The organism is Streptomyces sp. WMMB 322, assembly GCF_900090145.1.
Lineage (GTDB): Bacteria > Actinomycetota > Actinomycetes > Streptomycetales > Streptomycetaceae > Streptomyces.
The window spans coordinates 13781-34161 of record NZ_FMHI01000024.1 but is presented as its reverse complement, the minus strand read 5'-3'; the positions used below and the strand labels follow the sequence as shown (position 1 = coordinate 34161).

The window sequence follows — 20381 nt, the reverse complement described above, 5'->3', positions numbered from 1 at the left end:
GCCCGGGTTCGGGCGGGGCGGGGGCGGACGGGGCTGGGGCGGACGACGAGGGGCCCGGCAGCACGGGTACGGACGGCGCGGAGCCGGACGGTTTCTTCGTGCGCGAAGCCCCGTCGGCCCACTTCCGTACGTCGGTTCACGCCTCGCCGCTCTTCGCGGTCGCGGTCGCCCGCCTGCTGCGGCACGTCGACGACGCTCTCGGGCACCCCCGGGAGCTGACCATGGTGGACGTCGGGGCCGGGCGCGGCGAACTGCTCACCGGCGTGCTCGGGGCGCTGCCCGCGGACGTCGCCGCCCGCGTGCGTCCCTACGCCGTGGAGCGCGCTCCCCGTCCCGGCGGGCTGGACGAGCGCATCGTGTGGTCCCGGCAGTTGCCGGCTCCCCGCGAGTCCGTCGGCCTGCTCTTCGCGAACGAATGGCTCGACAACGTGCCCGTCGAGGTGGCCGAGACCGACGCGGACGGGGTTCCCCGCACCGTGCTCGTGCGGACGTCGGACGGAGCCGAACGGCTCGGCGACTCCCTGCACGGGCCCGAGGCCGAGTGGCTGGAGCGGTGGTGGCCCCTGGGGCCGGGCGGCTCCGGCGAACCGCGCGGAGCCGGGGCCCGCGGAGCCGAATCCGGCGCGGCCGGCCGGGACGGGAGCGGTCACGGTCGCGGTCGGGCTGAGCACGACGGGACCGAGCGCGACGGAGCCGAGCGCGACGGGGCCGGTCGCGGAGTTGGACGCGAACCTGACCACGAGCCCCACGGCGGCCCGGCCGGCGGAGTCGAGAGCAGGCCCGGCCGCGTCGGGAGCGGCGCCGGCCGCACCGGCGGCGCGGAACCCGGGCTGCGAGCCGAGATCGGGCTTCCGCGCGACGAGGCGTGGGCGGCGGCCGTGGGCACACTCGCGCAGGGCCTCGCCGTGGCCGTCGACTTCGCGCACTTCCGCGAGGACCGACCGCCCTTCGGCACGCTCACCGCCTACCTCGACGGCCGCGAGGTGCGGCCCGTACCGGACGGCAGCCGGGATCTCACGGCCCACGTCGCGATGGACGCCTGCGCGGCGGCAGGCGCACGGGCCGCCGCCGACCGCGGCACGGGTTCGGCCTCCCGTGCGGCTGCGACCACCGGGGTGGCGCCTCCGGCCGTCCGCTCCCAGCGCGACGCCCTCCACAGCCTGGGGATCGACGGCGCCCGTCCGCCGCTTGCGCTGGCGTCCAGCGATCCCGCGGCGTACGTACGGCAGCTGGCCTCGGCCGGCGAGGCCGCGGAGCTGATCGGGACGGGCGGCCTCGGTTCGTTCAGCTGGCTGATCCAGCCCGTCGGCGGTGTCCCGTCCCCCTTCGGCTGACCCGGCGCCGGCCCGGCTCCTCGGGCGGGCCGGGCTCGTTGGGCCGGCCGGGCTCATCGGGCTCATCCGGCTGGTTCCGCCGACCCGGATGATCCGGCCGATCCGGCTGGGCTGCCCTCGTCCGGTGCGGTGGCGGGCCCGCCGGGTGCCTCGCCCGCAGGGGCAGCGGCCCGCGGTCCCTGTTCCTGCCCCTGTTCCTGCCCCTGATCCTGCCCCTGTTCCCGTTCCTGCCCCTGCCTCGGGGCGCCGGTCATCCAGCGGTCCGGACGGGCCTCGCGCCGCCCCGTACGGGAGCGTTCCGCCTGGGCGTGCACCAGTGCCCGTGCCTCCTCCGCGTCGCGCAGCCGGGCCGCCGTCCATCCGTTGGCGCCGTGGTCGACGGCCACGTCCGCCAGCCGCATCCGTCGCTCCCACGGCCCCTGCACGAAGCGCACGCTCTGCACCTTGGCGTGCGGGACGAGCGTGACCCGGCGCCTGATCAGCCCGCTGCGGGTGACGAACACGGCGTCGGTCGCCCCGTGCCCGTATCCGCGCCACGCCAGCGGCACGCACCAGCGTGCCCGGCGGGGGACGGGAGCGGCGGTCCCGGCGGCGGCCACGAGGTCGACGCCGGGCAGTACGCGCGCGAGAACGGCGGCCGCATCGCTCCTTGGGGCGACGGGGATGAGCACTCCGCCCTTGTCCTTGCCCGCACCCGCGATCTCCAGCTCGACGCGCACCCAGCCTCGGCGCCGCCACAGCAGCGGTTCGGTGATGCGCACGGACTGCACGCGTCCCGGCGGCACGGTGGCGTGCTCGCGGTCCAGCAGGCCGTGGTCGAGGCGCAGGCCGTCGGGCGACTCGGCCACCGTCCAGTCGTACTCCTTGAGGAAGCGGCCGCCCGTACTCGCCCAGACACCGCCGAGGGCGGGGAGCAGAGCTGCCACGGCACCCAGGACGCTGCCGCTGGCGAAGTACACGAGAACCGGTACGGCGAGCATCATCAGCAGCGCGCCCCAGCCTGTGCCCATGAGCAGCAGCCCCGTGACCAGCGTGCGGGTGCCGACGCGCAGCAGCTGACGGGCAGGGGCCTCACCGGCCTCCGGTGCGGCCTCCGGGGCGATCCCGGCGGCGCGGGCGAGCAGTTCGGCTCGGAGGTCGACGGCCTCGCGCTCGCCGAGGAAGGCGAGTTCGTCCTTCGCCTCCGTGCCCACGACGTCCAGCTTGAGCTTGGCGACTCCGGCGACGCGGGCCAGCAGTGGCCTCCCCACGTCGACGGCCTGCACGCGGTCGAGCCGGATGTGCGCGGTGCGCCGGAAGACCAGGCCCGTACGGATGCGCAGTTCGGTGTCGGTGACGAGGTAGCTGGTGAACCACCACGAGAAGAAGCCGTAGGCCGCAGCCGCCGGGAGCAGCACGGCGAACGCCGCCGCGAGCCAGCCCGGCGTCAGATGCGTGAACCATTCGCGGGTGCGTTCGAAGTCATGGACCGAGAAGGCGACCAGTCCCGCGACGGGAGCCCAGGCGCGACGCCAGGGCGTGACGGGATGCAGCCGCTTCCCCTCCGGACGGCGCGAGGGGCGGCCCGACGGCGGGGGCGCGCTGCCGGTGTCCTTGCCGGGGGTGTCCTTTCCAGGGACGGTGTCCTCGCCGCGGGCGGTGTCCCGTCCGGGGGCGGTGCCGGTGCCGGATTCGGCGCCCGAGGCGGTGCCGGATGCGGTGCGCGGGGCGGTGCCGGTGCCGGATTCGGCGCCCGAGGCGGTGCCGGTGGGTTCCCCGGCCACCGGTTCCGCTCCGTTCACCGCGTCCGCCCTGTCCGTCCCGTCCACCCCACCCTCCGCCTTTCCGGTCATGGCTGCGCGCCCGCCGCCAGCACCACGGCGCTCACAGTCCTGCCGACCTGGCGCCGCCGAGCTCCGTGAGCCTGTCGCGCAGGCGTTCCGCCTCGTCCGGCACGAGACCCGGGATCGCGGCGTCGGTCGTGGCTGCGGCGGTGTGCAGCTGGACGCGTGCGAGGCCGTAGCGCCGCTCGAGCGGTCCGGACGTCACCTCCACGAGCTGCATGCGCCCGTACGGCACCACCGTCAGCTCCCGCCAGAGCACGCCTCGGCTGATGAGCAGGTCGTCGGCGCGCTCCGCGTACCGCCAGGAGCGCCAGTTGCGCTCCAGCGCGCCCCAGCCCCACGCTGCGGCGGCGGACGGCAGCAGCGCGAGGGCGGCCCACGCCGGGCCGGCCACCGGCCAGAGGACGCCGGCCGTTACGGCTGCGAGCGGAAGCAGCGTGCTCAGCAGCACCACCCGGCGCATCCGCAGCAGCGCTCGTTCGACGCCGCTCCAGCGCTCCGGTTCGTGCTCCGGTTCGTTCTCCGGTTCGTGCCCGCCCACCGGCTCGGACGGCCCGGCGAGGCCCGGCCCGGTGCTGCCCGGCCCGGTCCCGGCGCCGTGCGAGCCGTTCCCCGGTCCGTGACCCGAGTCGCGCGCGAGGTGACCCGAGTCGTCCCGCGAGACGCTCTTCGGGTCCTTCCCCGCGTCGGACATCCCCGTCCCCGTCGTCATGCAGCCACCTTACGGCCGGGTCAGCGGCCAAGGGCAGGCTCCGGGAGATACACCGCCGCCGGGAGACCTCGAACAAGCGGGTGGGACACTGAGTCCATGAGTCAGCGGACGATGACGGACGGCACCGCGGCGGCACCGGACGGCCCGGGCAAGCAGACCACGGTCGGCATCGGCGGTGCCGCGGAGAGCTCCGACATGGTGCTCAACATCGGCCCCCAGCACCCCTCGACGCACGGCGTCCTGCGGTTGCGGCTCGTCCTCGACGGCGAGTTGATCAGTGAGGTCGAACCCGTCGTCGGCTATATGCACCGCGGCGCGGAGAAGCTGTTCGAGGCCCGCGACTACCGGCAGATCATCGTCCTCGCCAATCGCCACGACTGGCTGTCCGCCTTCTCGAACGAACTCGGCGTGGTACTCGCCGTCGAGCGCATGCTCGGCATGGAGGTTCCCGAGCGTGCCGTGTGGACGCGCACGCTGCTGGCCGAACTCAACCGCGTCCTGAACCACTTGATGTTCCTCGGCTCGTATCCGCTGGAACTGGGCGGTATCACGCCCGTCTTCCACGCGTTCCGCGAGCGCGAGGAGCTTCAGCACGTCATGGAGGAGATCTCCGGCGGCCGGATGCACTACATGTTCAACCGGGTCGGCGGCCTGAAGGAGGACCTTCCGGCCGGCTGGCAGGGCCGGGCCAGGCAGGCCGTCGCCGACGTGCGGTCGCGGATGGGGGTCTTCGACCGGTTGGTGACGGGCAACGAGATCTTCCGCGGGCGCACTCGCGGCGTGGGGGTCCTCGACCGGGCGACCGCGCACGCCTACGGGGTTAGCGGCCCCATCGCACGCGCTTCCGGCGTCGACTTCGACCTCCGCCGCGACGAGCCGTATCTGGCGTACGGAGAGCTGCGGGACACGCTCCAGGTCGTCACGCGGACCGAGGGCGACTGCCTCGCCCGCTTCGAAGTGCTGCTGGAACAGGCGCACAACTCGCTCGACCTCGCGGACGCGTGCCTCGACCGTCTCTCGCAGCTGCCGCCCGGTCCCGTCAACCAGCGGCTCCCGAAGGTGCTGAAGGCGCCGGAGGGAGCCACGTACGCCTGGACGGAGAACCCGCTCGGCCTCAACGGCTACTACCTGGTCTCCAAGGGAGAGAAGACGCCGTACCGGCTCAAGCTGCGTTCGGCCTCGTTCAACAACATCCAGGCACTGACGGAGCTGCTTCCGGGGACGCTGGTCGCCGACATGGTCGCGATCCTGGGGTCGTTCTTCTTCGTGGTGGGCGACATCGACAAGTAGCCCACGCCGACCGCCGCGCCGGCGCAGCGGTTCGGCGGCTCCGTCAGCCGACGTTGCGCACACCCGTGTCCGACTTGGGCTTGGAGCCCGCCGGCTTACGGGGATTCGGCGCGGAACGCCCCGACTTCGTTCCGGATTCAGAGTCGGCTGCCTTGTCCGCGCTCGACCCGGACCCGGACTCAGGCTCGGACTGGGACTCGGACTCGGTTTCCGGCTCCTTGCCGGACTCCGGCTTCGCCCTGGCTTCCGATTCCTCGTCGCGACCCGATTCCTTGTCGAGCCCCGATGGCTTGTCGGTCTCCGGTCCCTTCTCGGACTTCGGCTTCGGCTTGGACTCCGGCTTCGGCTTCGGCTTTCCGGAGCCGGAATCCGCCGAGGGGGAACCGGACTTCGCGGAGGGATCCGACTTCGCGGTCGCGCCGGACCCGGCGGCCGACCCCGCAGAACTCTCTTTGTCCGCGGCGGAGGAGTCCTTCCCCCTCGCGGAGGAGTCGTTCTCGCTTGCGGAGGAGTCCTTCTCCTTCGAGGAGGGGCCCTTCACAGTCCCGGAGGAGTCTTTCCCAGTCCCCCTCTCCGGCTGAGAGTCGGCTTCGGGCTCGGCTAATCCGGTGTCTTCCGCCCCGGACTTGCTCTCGTCCGGCCCCTTCCCGGCCTTTGGGGCGGTTCCAGGGGCGTCGTTCGTACCGCTCGGCGCGTCCGCCGCCTTCGCGGATGAGCTGCCGGACCCGGAGCCCGAGCCGGACGCGGAACGGGAAGCCGCCCCCCGTCGGGGGGACTTGGGTGCCGACCGCCGCTCCGTACCTCCGGAGCCCGCCGCACCAGGTCCCGACAGGTCCGACGAGGCCGACGAGACCGAGGAGGCCGACGACTTCGAGGGTTCCGCCCGCTTCGACGTCCCGGACGGTTCCGAGGACTCCGACACCCCCGACGGCTCCACCTGCTCCGCGGACCCCGAGGACTCCGCGGACCCCGAGGACTCGTCACGCGTGACCTCGTCCCGCTTGGCGTGCTTACCGGGCGAACGGTCCGGCTTACCCGGCGAACTGTCCGGCACGGCCGACGACGAGCCCGAACCGGCTTCCGGTTGCTTCCGCGCGGAGCGTGCGCCCGGAGCAGAGGCGCCCGAACCGGCCTTTCCGGCGCTCCCGTCGGCGTCCGTGCCGGGCTCCGTGGACGCCTCGGCCTTCGCGGGCTCACCGGGCTTCCCGGGCCGCTTCGCCTCCGGCGCGTCCGTGCCCTCCGTGCCCTCCGTGCCGGTACCGTCCGGCTTCCCGGACGACGCGGGCGGCTTCCCCGGGACGTACCGGGTGCCCCGCCCCTTCACTCTTCCCGTGTTCGTGCCGTTCGCGCCGTTCGTGCCGTTCGCGCCGGCGCCCCTGCTCGTACGTCCCGCTTCCGGCTGCGCCGCACGGCCGTTGACCGCGGGCGGGGGAACCTCCTGCGTACCGGCCGCGTCGGACGTATCCGGCGCCCCGGACTTCTCCGGCACCCCGGACTTCTCGACGCCGCGAGGCTGCTCGGGCGCATCACCCGGCTCACGCCCCTCACCGGGCTCACGCCTCTCACCGGGCTCACGCGGCTCACGGAGTTCGAACAGCTCGGAGGCCTCGCGGGGTTCACGTGCAGCCCTGGACGGGGCGGACGAGGCGCCCTGTGCTCCCTGTGTGGCGGAGAGCCTCTTTGCGCGCCGCTTCGGCCTGGCCGTGCCCGCGGTGCCGAAGAAGTCGAATTTCGCGACCTCCGGTTCGGCCGGCCTGCGCTCCTCGACCGCGGCCCCCGGCTTGTGCAGCGCAGCCTGTCGCACGGCCTCGCGCTCCTGCTCGCGCAGTTCGCGCTCCCTGCGGAGCCTCTCCTGCCGTTCCAGTTCCTCCTGTTGCCGCTCCTCGCGTTCCTGTTCCTCGCGTTCATTCCGCCGCGCGAGGTTCCGGCTGAGGTTGCGCAGCGCCTCGTTCGCCTGGAGATAGGTCAGCGGAGTCGGGGCGCCCGACGGATGGCGGTGGTCCGTGGCCGATGCGGCCAGCGCCTTGGTCGGCTCGCCGGACTCCAGTTGCAGCTGCCGCCGCCCCTCCAGCGCGCTCGCACGCTCCGTCTCGGCGGTCGCGTAGCGGCGCAGGAGGTCCGCGTGTTCGTTGCGCAGCTGGGCCAGTTCGGCACGCTTGTCGCGAAGCCTGCCGCGTGTCTTCTCACGTCCCTGGCGGGCCTCCTCGAGTTGGCCCTCCAGTTCCGCCTGCCGCTCCTCGGCGCGCCACTCCGTGCTCGCCTGCTTGGCCTTGAGCTCGCCGACCCGCTTGCCCGCCGCCCGGTCCCAGGCCCGCAGCAGTACGGCACCGGTCACGGCCGCGACGGCGGCACCGGCCGCACACGCCCTGAGCAGCACCGTTTCCACGTCGCCGACGCCGGCTTCGCCGAACAGCCAGGCGGCTCCCGCGCAGAGCAGAGCCGCCACCGTGACAGTTGCCGGGGCGAGGACCCGGTGCAGTGGCTGCGAATGGCGATGACGTCCACGAGGCATGGCCTGGAATGTACCTTGCAAGACTCCGATCAGGCACCGGACATGGGGCATTGTTACCCCGCCACAACCCGTCGCTGTCCTCTTTCGCCTCCGCTGTCCCCTTCTGGAATTCCTCGCTCCGGCAACCCCGCGCCCGTGGCCGGAAATACGTCCGAGAACGCCTCACGGAACTCCGCGAAAAGCCGGTCGGACATCCCGCACGCGCCGGACATCCCGCACGCCCACGGACTCGCCGTACGCGCCCGGGACTTCCGTGCCCCGGGCCCGCCGTACGCCCCGCGGCGCTCCCCGGACCGGGCTCGCCCGGGACTTCCCGTACTCGATCGCCGTGCACGCCCGGGACATCCCGGACGCGATTGCCCTGCACGCCCAGGACTTCGAGTACGCGATGGCCGGCCGCTCTCCGGGCCCGGCCCTCAGAGGAGATTCTTCGCCTTGAGGTACTCCTCGGCGACGTCCTTCGGCTTCTGCCGCTCCGCGTCCACCTTCCTGTTGAGGTCGGTGAGGTCCTTGGTGGTCAGGACCTGCGTCAGCTTCTCGAGCGCCGCGGAGACCTTCTCGCCGCCCGCCTTCTTCGCGTTGACGACCGGCAGGACGTTGTCCGCGTTCTGCAGGCCCTTGTCGTCCTTGAGGAGCACGAGCCCGAAGTCCTCGAGAGTGGCATCGGTCGTGGTCGTCAGCACCATCTGGTCGGTGCCGTCCTTGACGGCCTCCTTCGCCTGCGTCGTCCCGACGCCCTTGGGGTCGATGCCGGTGATGTCGATGTCGTAGGTCTTCTCCAGGCCGGGGCGGCAGAAGGGCCGCTCCTCGCACTCGTCGCTCGCCGCGAGCTTGATCTTCTCGCCCGACCTGCCGAGGTCCGAGAGGGTCTTGAGCTTGTGCTTCTTCGCGAACTCCTCGGTGACCGCGAAGGCGTTCTGGTCCACGGCGTCACCGGCGGGCAGCACCTTCAGCCCGCGCGGCTTCGCGAGCTTCTCCAGCGCGGCGGTCGTCTTCCCGACGTCACTGGATGCGACGGGCTTCGCCTTGGGCCCGTTCTCCTTGGCGTTGAGGAATTCGGCGAGGGTCGCCGCGTACTCCGGCACGACGTCGATCTCGCCCTTCTCCAGGGCCGGTTCGTACAGCTCGCGGTTCTTCAGCTTGCTGATCGACGTGCTGTAGCCGGCCTTGGTGAGCAGCTGCGAGTACATCTCCGCCATGATCTGCGACTCGGTGAATCCGGCCGAGCCGACGACCAGTTCGCCCTTGGAGCCGCCGTCGGCGGAGCCGCCGCCCTCCTTCTCCAGGCTGTTTCCGCCGCACGCGGTCAGGGCCGTGGCCAGAACGGCCACCGCGCCGCCCGCGGCGAGCAGGGTGCGCGCCCTGCGGGGCTTCCGGTCCGGCTTCGCTGTTGCTGCCTCGTTCATCATGTCCACCGTTCGTGTCAGGGGTACGGGTGTCACCCCAGGCATCGGAACCCCAGGGCCAGGGAGTTGTCGCTCGTCATCGGTCAGGACGTCGGCCGGGCGGAAATCACCTTTTCATCGAAGCCCGAGGGCGACGAAGGGGAGTGCGACGAAGAAGGCGACGAAGGCGAGGGCGGAGGGGATTCGGAGCCGGTTCTCCCCGGCCTTCCGCGGCCCCGTGCCTTCCCGCTCGTGCGACGGCCGCGCATCGGGTCCAGCAGCCGCTCGGCCACCACCAGCACGCCCTCCACCAGCAGGGCGAGCGCCGCGACGAGTGCCGCGCCGGCGACGACCTGCGGGGTGTCGTACGTCCCGAAGCCGGCCGTGATGATCCGGCCGAGCCCGCCGCCGCCGGGCAGCGCGGCCAGCGTCGCCGTCGCCACGACCTGTACGGCGGCCGACCTCACGCCCGTCATGATCAGCGGGAAGGCAAGCGGCACTTCGACCCGTCCCAGCAGCTGCCATCCGGACATGCCCATTCCGCGGGCCGCCTCCACCACGTCACGGTCGGCCTCGCGCATCCCGACGTAGGCGTTCGTGAGCAGCGGCGGAATCGCGAAGAGCACCAGCGCGATGATCGTGGGCACGTCGCCGAGCCTGCCGAGAGGGCTCAGCGTCAGCAGGACGAGCACCGCGAATGTGGGCACCGCACGGCCGACGTTGGAGATGTTGACGGCGAGCGCGCCGCCCCGCCCCACGTGCCCGAGCCACAGGGCGACGGGCAGGGCGACGGCGCAGGCGATGCCGAGGCAGACGACGGTGAGGAAGAGATGCTCGGCGAGCCGGTGCGTCGCGCCGTCGCCGCCGGTCCAGTTGGCGCCCGTGATCAGCCACGTCCACGCGTCCAGGAAGAAGCTCACCGTCACGCCCCCTTGCCGGCCGGCTCCGGCGCGCCGCGGGCGCCGTCGTCCACGGCGTCCGCACCGCCGTCGCCACCGGCGTCCGGTGCCTGCTCGCCGCCCGCCTCGTCACGTGTGCCCGCACCCGCGCGGCGCCGCCCGCGGCCGCCGGTACGGGCCCAGGGCGTCAGCAGCCGCTGCACCCCGAGCAGCAGCACGTCGGCGAGCGACGCCAGGAGCACGCAGATCACCGAAGCGGTCAGCACCTGCGCCCTGAAGAAGCTGTCCATGCCGTCGTAGATGAGGTTGCCGAGGCCGCCGAAGCCGACGATCGCGCCGACCGTCGTCAGCGCCACGGCGGAGACCGTCGCGATCCGCACGCCGGCCATCAGGGCGGGCAGCGCGAGCGGCAACTCCACGCCGAACAGCAGCCGGTACGGGCCGTAGCCCATGCCGCGCGCGGCCTCCCGGGCCTCCTCGGGCACGGATTCGAGGCCGGCGAGGATGTTCCGTACGAGCACGGTGAGCGAATAGAGCACCAGCCCCGTCACGACGACTGCCGCTCCGACGCCGAAGAGCGGTAGCAGCAGCGCGTACATGGCCAGCGACGGCACCGTGTAGAGCACCGTGGTCAGTCCGAGCACGGGCCCGTACGCGCGCTGCCAGCGCCGGGCGGCGAGCGCGAGGGGGAAGGCGACGAGCAGCGCCAGCAGCACCGAGGCGACCGTGATCCAGATGTGCTCCACGGTGGCGTCCGTCAGCTCCTGGCTGCGCGTGCGCACGTACTCGGCGCAGATCCAGTCGTTCGTCTTGAGGCAGCCGCCACCCGGCTGTTCGACGGCCCCGGCCAGGATCGCCGCCTGCTCGCCGCCGCTCGGCACACTCGGCCCGTTCACCCCGCTCACCCCCTCGACCCGCTCGGCTCCGGCTGCCTGCCCCGTACGGCGCGCGCTGTACTGCTCACGTCGTACTCACGTCGTACTGCTCACGTCCGCCGCCTGCGTCACCGCCGGGGCGCGCCACGTGCGTCCGTAAGCATGCCGGGAGACCTTACAGTCCGCTACCGACAACTGGTCCGAACTGCCACACTCCTGCCACGGACTTCGTCCGGCCCCGGGAAGAACGCGGCCCGGACCGAGGACACGGCGGCCGACGGGCGTCCGAGACGAAGCCCCGGTACGAGACCCCGGTACGCGCCCGGACGGGAGCCGGCACGAGAGCCCGGCCCGGGACAGGCAGATCCCGGGCCGGGAGCACAGCGGAGAAAGCCGAGAAGGCCGAGAAGGCCGAGAAAGAAGCAGAGCAGGAGCAGAGCAGACCGGCCCCGTCCCGAACCCGAGCCGAGCGACGAGAATGAGACGATGATCCGCTTCGAGAACGTCACAAAGCGCTACCCGGACGGCACCACCGCCGTGCACGAGCTGTCCCTGGAGGTGGCGCGGGGCGAACTCGTCACCCTCGTCGGGCCGTCCGGCTGCGGCAAGACGACCACGATGAAGATGGTCAACAGGCTCATCGAGCCCACGTCCGGGCGCATCCTGCTCGACGGCGAGGACATCTCCGCCGTCGACCCGGTCGAACTGCGCCGGCGCATCGGGTACGTCATCCAGCAGGTGGGCCTCTTCCCCCACAAGACGGTGCTCGACAACACGGCCACCGTCCCGTTCCTGCTCGGCTGGTCCAAGGCAGAGCGCCGCAAGCGCGCCGCCGAGCTGCTGGAGATGGTCGGCCTCGACCCGGCGCGGTACGGCGACCGCTACCCCGACCAGCTCAGCGGCGGTCAGCGGCAGCGCGTCGGCGTCGCACGGGCACTCGCCGCCGACCCGCCGGTGCTGCTCATGGACGAGCCGTTCGGCGCCGTGGACCCGGTGGTGCGCGAGCATCTCCAGAACGAGTTCCTCAAGCTCCAGTCGACGCTGCACAAGACGGTCCTCTTCGTCACGCACGACATCGAGGAGGCCGTGCGGCTCGGCGACCGCATAGCCGTCTACGGGGACGGGCGCATCGAGCAGTTCGACCCTCCGGCGAAGGTGCTGGGCGCACCCGCCACCCCGTACGTCGCGGACTTCGTCGGCGCCGACCGCGGGCTGAAGCGGCTCTCGGTCACCCCGATCGAGCTCGGCGACCTGGAGCAGCCCCCGGTCGTGCACCTCGACGATCCGCTCGACAAGGCCCGCGCCCGCATGCGCGGCGAGGGTGCACGCTGGGCCGTCGTGCTCGACGACGCGGACGAGCTGCACGGCTGGCTCGCCGCCGACGCGCTGGGCGAGGAGTCCGAGCGCGGCGCCGGCACCGCGGCGGACTCCGGCCTCGGCGCGAAGGCCGACACGACGGCCGCCGCGAAGGCGGCGGGCAAGGACGCGCCGCCCACGGTCGCGGACCACGCCCGCCGCATGGAGGCGTGGCTGCCGCTCGGTTCGCCGCTGAAGCAGGCGTTCAGCAGCATGCTCCAGCACGACGCGGGCTGGATCGCCGTGCTGGACGACGCCGACCGCTTCGTCGGCGTGCTGACGCCGGGCCGGCTGCACGAGGCGCTGCGCCGCTCCATCGACGCGGACGAACGCGACGTACGCCGCGACGAGGTGAGGCTGAGGACGGTGGCGGACACGTGAGGAACCGCCTCACGCCCGGCGTGGCAGGGGCCCGTCCGTCCATCCCGGAACGTGCGGAGGCAAGTTGACCACCCAGGGGTCTCGTGCTTCACTCCACCGCATGAACGGCACCGAGCTGCATCCCTGGCGGAGGGTCCACCTGGACCTGCTCCGCTACGTGGGCTGCCTGTGTCGTCCGTCCTGCTGATCAAGTCAGGCCGTTCCGCGCGCTCTTGGTGAGCGCATGCCCTCGATCACACTTCAGGACGGTTCTCCGTGTCATCCGCATCCTCCGCCACGCCTGTGTCCGGTTCCGGATCCGCGCCCGCAAAGGGCCCCGCCGGGCCGGCCGGCGGCGCGCCCGCTCCCACCGAGGCCGAGCTGCTCGACTTCGTCCGGGAGACGGCCGCCGACGCCGGACTCGTCACCTCGCTCCCCCTCGACCCCGGGGGCCGCACCTGGCTGCGGCTGAACGGGCCCGGCGGCAGCGAGGCCTGGATCATCAGCTGGCCGCCCGGGACCGGCACCGGCTGGCACGACCACGGCGGCTCCCACGGAGCCTTCGCCACCGCCCGCGGCCGTCTCACCGAGCATTCCCTCGCCACCCGGCTCCCCACCGAGGGGTGGAAGACGCTGGAGCTGGCGGACGGTGTGGACCGGGAGCGTGAGCTGACCACCGGCCGCGGACGCGCGTTCGGGCCGCACCACGTGCACCAGGTGCTCAACGACACCGGGTCCGAGCACGCGGTCTCCGTGCACGCCTACTACCCGCCGCTGCCGCTCATGCGGCGGTACAGCCGCACGGGCGCACTGCTGCGCCTGGAGCAGGTCGAGCGCCCGGGAGAGTGGGAATGACGCCCGGCCACGGAAGCACCGGCCCGCAGCGCCGCCCGCCGCACGCCGGGCGCCCCGGGGCCTCCCCCCGCCCCGGCGCCCGACCGGAGGAGCGGGCATGACCGGCGTTCGACAGGCCGCCGGCGACGGTACGGCCCCGGGCTCCCGGCCCCCGAGCCGCGTCGACTCCCTGCTGGCCTCGGCGCGCTCCGGACTGGAACGGCTCAGCGCCGAGTCGGCCGCCCGGGCCCAGCGCGAGCAGGGCGCGCTGCTGGTGGACATCCGCTACGCGGCACTGCGGGAGCGGGACGGCACCATCCCCGGTGCGCTGATCGTCGAGCGCAACGAGCTGGAGTGGCGTCTGGACCCGACGTGTCCGCACCGCTCACCCGAGGCCTTCCCCTCGGCCCGTGGGGCCTGGGGAGACCCCAAGGCCCTCGGCCTGCGCATCGTCGTGGTGTGCAACGAGGGCTACGCCTCCAGCCTCGCCGCCCGTTCCCTTCACGACCTGGGGCTTCGCCGGGCAACGGACCTCGAGGGAGGCTTCCAGTCCTGGCGTGCCGCCGGACTCCCCGTCACGCCACCCGACCCCCCTCGAGAGGACGCGCGGCCTACGCTGGAGACATGAATCCATCGCGTGGCCGCGTCACCGGACTCCCGGACTGGAACCGCTGTGCCGTGATGGGGGTGGTCAACGTCACGCCGGACTCCTTCTCCGACGGCGGCAAGTGGTTCGACAGCGAAGCGGCGATCAAACGGGGTCTCGATCTGGTCGCCGAGGGCGCCGACCTGGTCGACGTCGGCGGCGAATCGACGCGTCCGGGCGCACTCCGTGTCGACGAGGCGGAGGAGCTGCGGCGGGTGCTCCCCGTCGTCCGTGGCCTGAGCTCGGAGAACGTGCTGGTCAGCGTCGACACGATGCGGGCCTCGGTCGCGGAACGGGCCATGGAGGCGGGCGCGGTGCTCGTCAACGACGTCAGCGGCGGCCTCGCCGACCCGGGGATGCTTCCCGCCGTGGCCGCGGCCCAGGTGCCCTTCGTCGTCATGCACTGGCGCGGCCAGTCCATCGACATGAACAACCGCGCGGTCTACGGCGACGTCACCGCGGAGGTCATCGCCGAGCTGCGCGCGAGCCTCGGCCGCGCGGTGGACGCCGGTGTGGCCCCGGACCGGATCGTGGCCGACCCGGGCCTGGGCTTCGCCAAGCAGGCCCCGCACGATCTGCGCCTGGTGGCGGAACTCGGCCGTCTGCGCGAGGAGTTGGGCAGGCCGCTGCTGGTGGCAGCCTCCCGCAAGCGGTTCCTCGGCCGAGTGCTCGCCGGCGCCGACGGCGCCCCGGTGCCGCCCGCTCGTGAACGTGACGCCGCGACGGCCGCGGTGTCGGCCCTGGCCGCCCGCGAGGGAGCGTGGGCGGTGCGGGTCCACGAGGTACGGGCGAGCGCGGACGCGGTCCGCGTCGCACAAGCCGTGGAGGGCGCCGGGCCCGACGCCGTCGCCGGACCGCCGCCAGGCCCCGCAGGTGCCGCGACCGCGGGCACTTCGGGCACTTCGGGCGCCGACCAGGTGGGTTCGGGCACCGACCAGGTGGGGCGGCAGGTGTGAGCCGGGGCGCCCGCACGGACATCGAAGCGGTCGAGGCCGCGAACACGGCCCTGTACGACGCGGTGGAGCACGCCGATCTCGATGCGCTGCAGAACCTGTGGATGGATGACGGGGTGAGCGTCGTGCACCCGGGCTGGCCCGTGCTGACCGGCCGGGAGGAGGTGCTGCGCTCCTACGCCCTGATCATGGCGAACACCGACTACGTGCAGTTCTTCCTCACGGACGTCGAGGTCGCCGTCCACGGCGACACCGCCCTGGTCAACTGCACCGAGAACATTCTCAGCGGCGGTCCCGCCGAGGAGGACGGCTCCGCGGGTCCTCTCGTGGGCGGACTGGTCGTCGCCACGAACGTCTTCCGGCGGGCCGAGGACGGCGACTGGAAGGTGTGGTCCCACCACGGTTCGCCCGTCCTCGTCGAACGCGAGGACGAGGGCGACGACGAGGGCGGCCTCGACGACGGCGACGTCCAGCTCTGACAGCGGTGGCCGCGGTGCGGGCGGCTGTGCGGCCACCGGCCCGGCGTCGCCGTCGAACGTGCCGAGGCCGTGCTCGGCGAGGGTGCGGCTCGGCCGGCCCCCGTCGGTGGCCACCTGCACGGCGGTGCGCAACACCGGTCCTTTGCCACGCGGGCACGGTCCCACACTGCGCTCGAGCGCGGACAAGAAGGACGATGCGGCGGCACGACGGCGGCGGGGACGGCGAGGCGGCTGAGCCACGGCCTCCCGGGCCCGCCCGCCGCGTGCGCCCCCGCGCCGCGGGCGCAACCCGGAGCGCCCGTGCCGCACCGACGCCCGCCTCGGACGCCCGGGCAGGCACGCATTCGCGCCACTCCGTGTGTGGCCCGTAACACTCCTTCGCAGCAGCTCACCCGGAATGCGAGCGTGGAGAGCGGCGCTGTCGGGTAGGCACCCGCCCCGGGCAGGTACCGGTACCGCCCGCGGGTACATTCGGTGCGGCAATGCCCGCGACAGCCGACGGCAGTTGACGACACGCGCCGCACCGCTGTGACCAGGACCGAGGACAGGAGTGATACGCGTGGACCACCTCGCACTGCGGGGCCTGCGTGCCCGCGGGCATCACGGAGTCCTCGAGCGGGAACGGGAGGAGGGTCAGACCTTCGTCGTGGACGTGGAGCTGGGACTGGACACCCGCCCCGCCGCGGGAGGCGACGACCTCGCCAAGACCGTTCACTACGGCGTTCTCGCCGAGGAGATCGTGAAGATCGTCGAGGGGGAGCCCGTCGATCTGATCGAGACCCTCGCCCAGCGGATCGCCGATGCCTGCCTCGCCCATACGCGGGTGCAGGAGGCCGAGGTGATCGTGCACAAGCCGGACGCTCCGATCACCGTCCCCTTCGACGACGTGACCATCTCAATCAAGCGGAGTCGCGCATGACGCCGAACAGTGACCCGACCGTACAGCCGGTGCCCGCCTCCGTCGTGCGCCAGGTGGACGCGGCAGACACCACGCTTCACAACCCGCAGCGGGCGGTGATCGCTCTCGGCAGCAATGTGGGGAACCGCCTGGAGCGGCTCCAGAGCGCCGTCGACGCGCTCGCCGACACCCCGGGCCTGAAGGTCGTGGCCGTCTCACCCGTCTACGAGACGGAGCCGTGGGGCGTGGATCCGGCCAGCCAGCCCTCGTACTTCAACGCCGTCGTGCTCGTACGGACGACACTGCCGCCCAGCTCCCTCCTGGAGCGGGGACACGCGATCGAGGAAGCCCTCGAACGAGTGCGGGACGAGCACTGGGGGCCTCGCACCATCGACGTCGACATCGTCGCCTACCAGGACGTCGTCTCGGACGACCCGCTCCTGACACTCCCCCACCCGCGTGTCCACGAACGGGCCTTCGTCCTCGCACCGTGGCACGACGTGGACCCGGGGGCGGTGGTGCCGGGCCACGGCGCGGTGACCGAGCTCCTGGCGACACTGGGGCACGAAGGCGTCGCCGCCCGCACGGATCTGGAACTCAGCCTGCCCGAGTAGTCGTTGGGAACCCCGTGAAGGAACTGCGTATCCCCGTTCTGGCGGGTCTCTTCGTCGTGGCCGGAGTGCTGGCCTGGGCGGTGGCACGGCTGTGGAACTCGCTCGACACCCTGCCCGCCGTACCGGTCGCCGCGCCCGTCGTACTCGCGATCATCGCGACGGTGCTGCTCGCCACCGCCCTCTCGCTGCGCTCCCGGCTCAAGGCGCAGCGCGAGCGCGAACCGGGCGCCAAGGGCGTGGACCCGATGATGGCGGCGCGCGCCGTTCTCTTCGGGCACGCCAGCGCCCTGGTGGCGTCGCTGGTCGCCGGGATCTACGGAGGCGTCGGGGTCTTCCTGCTGATGGACCCGTCAGAGGCTCCCGCCCGCAACGACCAGACGATCTACGCCGGGCTGTCCGTCCTGGCGGGCATCGCCGTGGTGGCGACGGCGATCTTCCTGGAGCGCGTCTGCCGTCTCCCCGATGACGACGACAACGACGGCCCGTCGGCCGCTTCGGCGGCCTGAACGCGTCCTCAGCGCAGAATCAGGCTCATCGCCTCGGAACGGGTCGCGGCGTCCCGCAGCTGACCGCGCACCGCGGAGGTGACGGTCTTCGCGCCCGGTTTGCGTATGCCGCGCATCGACATGCACATGTGCTCGCACTCCAGGACGACGATCACTCCGCGGGGATCCAGTATCCGCATCAGGGACTCGGCGATCTGCGTCGTCAGCCGCTCCTGGACCTGGGGCCGGCGGGCGTAGACGTCCACGAGCCGCGCCAGCTTCGAAAGGCCCGTGATCTTGCCGTCCGCAGACGGAATGTAGCCGACGTGGGCGACGCCGTGGAACGGCACCAGATGGTGCTCGCACGTGCTGAACACCTCGATGTCCTTCACCAGGACCATCTCGTCGTGTCCGAGGTCGAAAGTGGTCGTCAGCACGTCCTCGGGACGCTGGTGCAGGCCGGCGAACAACTCCTTGTACGCCCGTGTCACACGGGCGGGAGTCTCCAGCAGTCCCTCGCGGTCCGGGTCCTCGCCGACGGCGATCAGCAGCTCGCGTACGGCGTTCTCCGCGCGCTTCTCGTCGAATTCGGCCGTCGCGAACCCGCCCTCTTCGAGCGTCACCGGATCGGTCATCTGTCGCCTCGTTCCTGGTACCTGCGCAAGCAGTCAGCCGCGCCCCTTCAGGTCTCACAACCCGATGGGACGCGGCTGGAATTCCACGGCCCGCTGTGGGCCGCTGCACAGGACCCTTCTAGCTCTCCGTCGGATCGGCCGGTTCGATGACGGCTTCAGCCTCGTGCGGGCCGATCTCCTTGCCGCCGCTCTTCTCGAGGCTGGGAACGGAGCCGTTCCCGTTGCTCAGAGCGGGCGACGAGACCGGGGGACGCGTGGAAGGCGTACGCCGCGAGGAGCCGGTCCACGCCGGGCGGCTCGGACGCTTGACGATCGGGGCGAAGATCTCGGCGATCTCCTCCTTGCCGAGCGTCTCCTTCTCCAGCAGCGCGAGAACCAGGTTGTCGAGGACGTCGCGGTTCTCCACCAGGATCTCCCAGGCTTCGTTGTGCGCCGTCTCGATCAGGCTCTTGACCTCCTCGTCGACCAGGCCCGCGACCTCCTCGGAGTAGTCGCGCTGGTGGCCCATCTCCTTGCCCAGGAAGGGCTCGGACTGGTCGGAGCCGAACTTGATCGCACCCAGCCGCTCGGTCATGCCGTACTGCGTGACCATGGCGCGGGCCGTCGCCGTCGCCTTCTCGATGTCGTTCGCCGCACCCGTGGTCGGGTCGTGGAAGACCAGTTCCTCGGCTGCGCGCCCGCCCAGCATGTAAGCGAGCTGGTCGAGCATCTCGTTGCGCGTGGTCGAGTACTTGTCCTCGTCCGGCAGGACCATCGTGTAGCCGAGGGCACGGCCTCTGGAGAGAATCGTGATCTTGTGTACGGGGTCGGAGTTCGGCGAAGCCGCCGCGACCAGGGCGTGTCCGCCCTCGTGGTACGCGGTGATCTTCTTCTCCTTGTCGCTCATGATCCTGGTCCGCTTCTGCGGACCGGCCACGACACGGTCGATCGCCTCGTCCAGGTACCGGTTGTCGATCAGCTTCTTGTCGCCGCGGGCGGTCAGCAGCGCCGCCTCGTTCAGCACGTTGCTGAGGTCGGCTCCGGTGAAGCCCGGCGTACGGCGGGCCACGGCACCCAGGTCCACGTCGGGCGCCATCGGCTTGCCCTTCTGGTGGACCTTGAGGATCTCGTGCCTTCCCTGCATGTCCGGGCGGTCGACGGCGACCTGGCGGTCGAACCGGCCGGGACGCAGCAGGGCGGGGTCGAGGATGTCGGGACGGTTCGTGGCGGCGATCAGAATGACCCCGCCCTTGACGTCGAAGCCGTCCATCTCGACCAGCAGCTGGTTCAGCGTCTGCTCGCGCTCGTCGTGACCGCCGCCCATGCCGGCGCCGCGGTGGCGGCCGACCGCGTCGATCTCGTCGACGAAGACGATCGCCGGGGCGTTCGCCTTGGCCTGTTCGAACAGGTCACGCACACGGGAGGCACCGACACCGACGAACATCTCGACGAAGTCGGAACCGGAGATCGAGTAGAAGGGCACACCGGCCTCGCCCGCGACCGCGCGCGCCAGCAGCGTCTTGCCCGTACCGGGCGGCCCGTACAGGAGCACACCCTTGGGGATCTTGGCGCCGACCGCCTGGAACTTGGCGGGCTCCTGCAGGAACTCCTTGATCTCCTGGAGCTCCTCGCACGCCTCGTCCGACCCGGCCACGTCGGCGAACGTCGTCTTCGGGGTGTCCTTGGTGATCAGCTTGGCCTTCGACTTGCCGAAGTTCATCACCCGGGAGCCGCCGCCCTGCATCTGGTTCATCAGGAACAGGAACACCACGATGATCAGCACGAACGGCAGGAACGACAGCAGCATCCCGACGAACGGGTTCTGCTGCTGCGGCGCGACCGTATAGCCCTTGGGGAGCTCGTTCTGCTCGTACTTGCTCTGCAGCTTCTTGGCGAGGTCGACCCCCTGGGAGTCGATGTAGCTCGCCTTGACCTTGTCGCTGTCCTCGACCTTGGCGCCGTCCTTGAGTTCGAGCTTCACGATCTGCTCGTCGCCTGTCGTGAGCTCGGCGGACTTCACCTTGTCCTGGTCGATCGCCCGGACAATCTGTCCCGTGTCCACCGTCTTGAAGCCGCCGGACGAGCCGACGACCTGCATCAACACGACCACGGCGAGGACGGCCAGCACGATCCACATGACCGGCCCGCGGAAGTATCGCTTCACGTCCATCCATACGGAGCGCGTGCGCCCCGTCCCTCCTGCCACAGTGAGTTGAAAAAAGGCTGACCTTCGGACGGTACCTCAGCATTGTCGCAAGGCGCCGCCGAGGACGGTCAAACAGAACCGGTCCTGCACCCTCCAACGGAGCGCG

General features: G+C 72.0%; 18 protein-coding genes. 10 read left to right on the top strand and 8 right to left on the bottom strand.

The genetic code is table 11. The features are described 5' to 3' along the window. Positions 1-98 precede the first annotated feature (98 nt). A complete protein-coding gene (locus tag H180DRAFT_RS30685; RefSeq protein WP_368073150.1) occupies positions 99-1334 on the top strand; it encodes an SAM-dependent methyltransferase in 1236 nt (411 codons plus the stop codon). Between the two features lie 62 nt (positions 1335-1396). On the opposite strand, the gene H180DRAFT_RS27395 is transcribed toward H180DRAFT_RS30685, so the two are convergent. After that, positions 1397-3142: a PH domain-containing protein gene (locus H180DRAFT_RS27395; protein WP_055488844.1), complete on the bottom strand. Its 1746-nt coding sequence runs from the start codon at positions 3140-3142 to the stop codon at positions 1397-1399. A 55-nt stretch (positions 3143-3197) separates the two neighbouring features. Further along, the gene (locus H180DRAFT_RS27390; RefSeq protein WP_055488880.1) at positions 3198-3698 is read right to left on the bottom strand and encodes a PH domain-containing protein; all 501 of its coding nucleotides are present in this window, start codon (positions 3696-3698) and stop codon (positions 3198-3200) included. 267 nt (positions 3699-3965) lie between these two features. Here H180DRAFT_RS27390 and H180DRAFT_RS27385 point away from each other — a divergent pair, with 267 nt between their 5' ends. Continuing rightward, complete coding sequence (locus H180DRAFT_RS27385) at positions 3966-5159, top strand: NADH-quinone oxidoreductase subunit D (protein ID WP_254666208.1); 1194 nt, start codon at positions 3966-3968, stop codon at positions 5157-5159. A 43-nt stretch (positions 5160-5202) separates the two neighbouring features. Here the strand turns inward: H180DRAFT_RS27385 and H180DRAFT_RS27380 are convergent, their stop codons facing one another. The 4 genes from H180DRAFT_RS27380 to H180DRAFT_RS27365 form a co-directional block, all read right to left on the bottom strand. Beyond that, complete coding sequence (locus tag H180DRAFT_RS27380; RefSeq protein WP_139151455.1) at positions 5203-7671, bottom strand: hypothetical protein; 2469 nt, start codon at positions 7669-7671, stop codon at positions 5203-5205. 416 nt (positions 7672-8087) lie between these two features. Then, positions 8088-9077, bottom strand: a complete 990-nt coding sequence (locus H180DRAFT_RS27375) for an ABC transporter substrate-binding protein (RefSeq protein WP_079100456.1) — start codon at positions 9075-9077, stop codon at positions 8088-8090. A gap of 83 nt (positions 9078-9160) precedes the next feature. Next, positions 9161-9976: an ABC transporter permease gene (locus H180DRAFT_RS27370; protein ID WP_055488878.1), complete on the bottom strand. Its 816-nt coding sequence runs from the start codon at positions 9974-9976 to the stop codon at positions 9161-9163. 2 nt (positions 9977-9978) lie between these two features. Next, positions 9979-10806 (bottom strand): ABC transporter permease, encoded by an 828-nt coding sequence (locus H180DRAFT_RS27365; RefSeq protein WP_055488877.1) that lies wholly within the window; start codon positions 10804-10806, stop codon positions 9979-9981. A 510-nt stretch (positions 10807-11316) separates the two neighbouring features. On the opposite strand from H180DRAFT_RS27365, the gene H180DRAFT_RS27360 reads away from it, so the two are divergent. The 8 genes from H180DRAFT_RS27360 to H180DRAFT_RS27325 all read left to right on the top strand — a co-directional run bounded on the left by H180DRAFT_RS27360 (position 11317) and on the right by H180DRAFT_RS27325 (position 17476). Beyond that, positions 11317-12567: an ABC transporter ATP-binding protein gene (locus H180DRAFT_RS27360; RefSeq protein WP_055488841.1), complete on the top strand. Its 1251-nt coding sequence runs from the start codon at positions 11317-11319 to the stop codon at positions 12565-12567. A 255-nt stretch (positions 12568-12822) separates the two neighbouring features. Continuing rightward, entirely contained in the window at positions 12823-13401 is a 579-nt protein-coding gene (locus tag H180DRAFT_RS27355) for a cupin domain-containing protein (RefSeq protein WP_055488840.1), read from the top strand. Positions 13402-13498: 97 nt separating this feature from the next. Continuing rightward, entirely contained in the window at positions 13499-14008 is a 510-nt protein-coding gene (locus H180DRAFT_RS27350; protein WP_055488839.1) for a rhodanese-like domain-containing protein, read from the top strand. Next, entirely contained in the window at positions 14005-14982 is a 978-nt protein-coding gene (gene folP / locus H180DRAFT_RS27345; protein ID WP_055488838.1) for a dihydropteroate synthase, read from the top strand. Before H180DRAFT_RS27350 ends, folP begins: the two co-directional genes overlap by 4 nt. Then, entirely contained in the window at positions 14979-15458 is a 480-nt protein-coding gene (locus H180DRAFT_RS27340) for a nuclear transport factor 2 family protein (protein WP_055488837.1), read from the top strand. Before folP ends, H180DRAFT_RS27340 begins: the two co-directional genes overlap by 4 nt. Before the next feature lie 559 nt (positions 15459-16017). Further along, entirely contained in the window at positions 16018-16377 is a 360-nt protein-coding gene (folB, locus tag H180DRAFT_RS27335) for a dihydroneopterin aldolase (RefSeq protein ID WP_055488836.1), read from the top strand. Beyond that, positions 16374-16970, top strand: a complete 597-nt coding sequence (folK, locus tag H180DRAFT_RS27330; RefSeq protein ID WP_055488835.1) for a 2-amino-4-hydroxy-6-hydroxymethyldihydropteridine diphosphokinase — start codon at positions 16374-16376, stop codon at positions 16968-16970. Before folB ends, folK begins: the two co-directional genes overlap by 4 nt. A 14-nt stretch (positions 16971-16984) precedes the next feature. Continuing rightward, positions 16985-17476, top strand: coding sequence for a DUF3180 domain-containing protein (locus H180DRAFT_RS27325; protein WP_055488834.1), 492 nt, complete (start codon positions 16985-16987; stop codon positions 17474-17476). Positions 17477-17484: 8 nt separating this feature from the next. Here H180DRAFT_RS27325 and folE read toward each other — a convergent pair whose 3' ends face one another. Then, positions 17485-18090, bottom strand: coding sequence for a GTP cyclohydrolase I FolE (gene folE / locus H180DRAFT_RS27320; RefSeq protein ID WP_055488833.1), 606 nt, complete (start codon positions 18088-18090; stop codon positions 17485-17487). A gap of 118 nt (positions 18091-18208) precedes the next feature. After that, a complete protein-coding gene (ftsH, locus tag H180DRAFT_RS27315; protein WP_055488832.1) occupies positions 18209-20239 on the bottom strand; it encodes an ATP-dependent zinc metalloprotease FtsH in 2031 nt (676 codons plus the stop codon). Positions 20240-20381 lie beyond the last annotated feature (142 nt).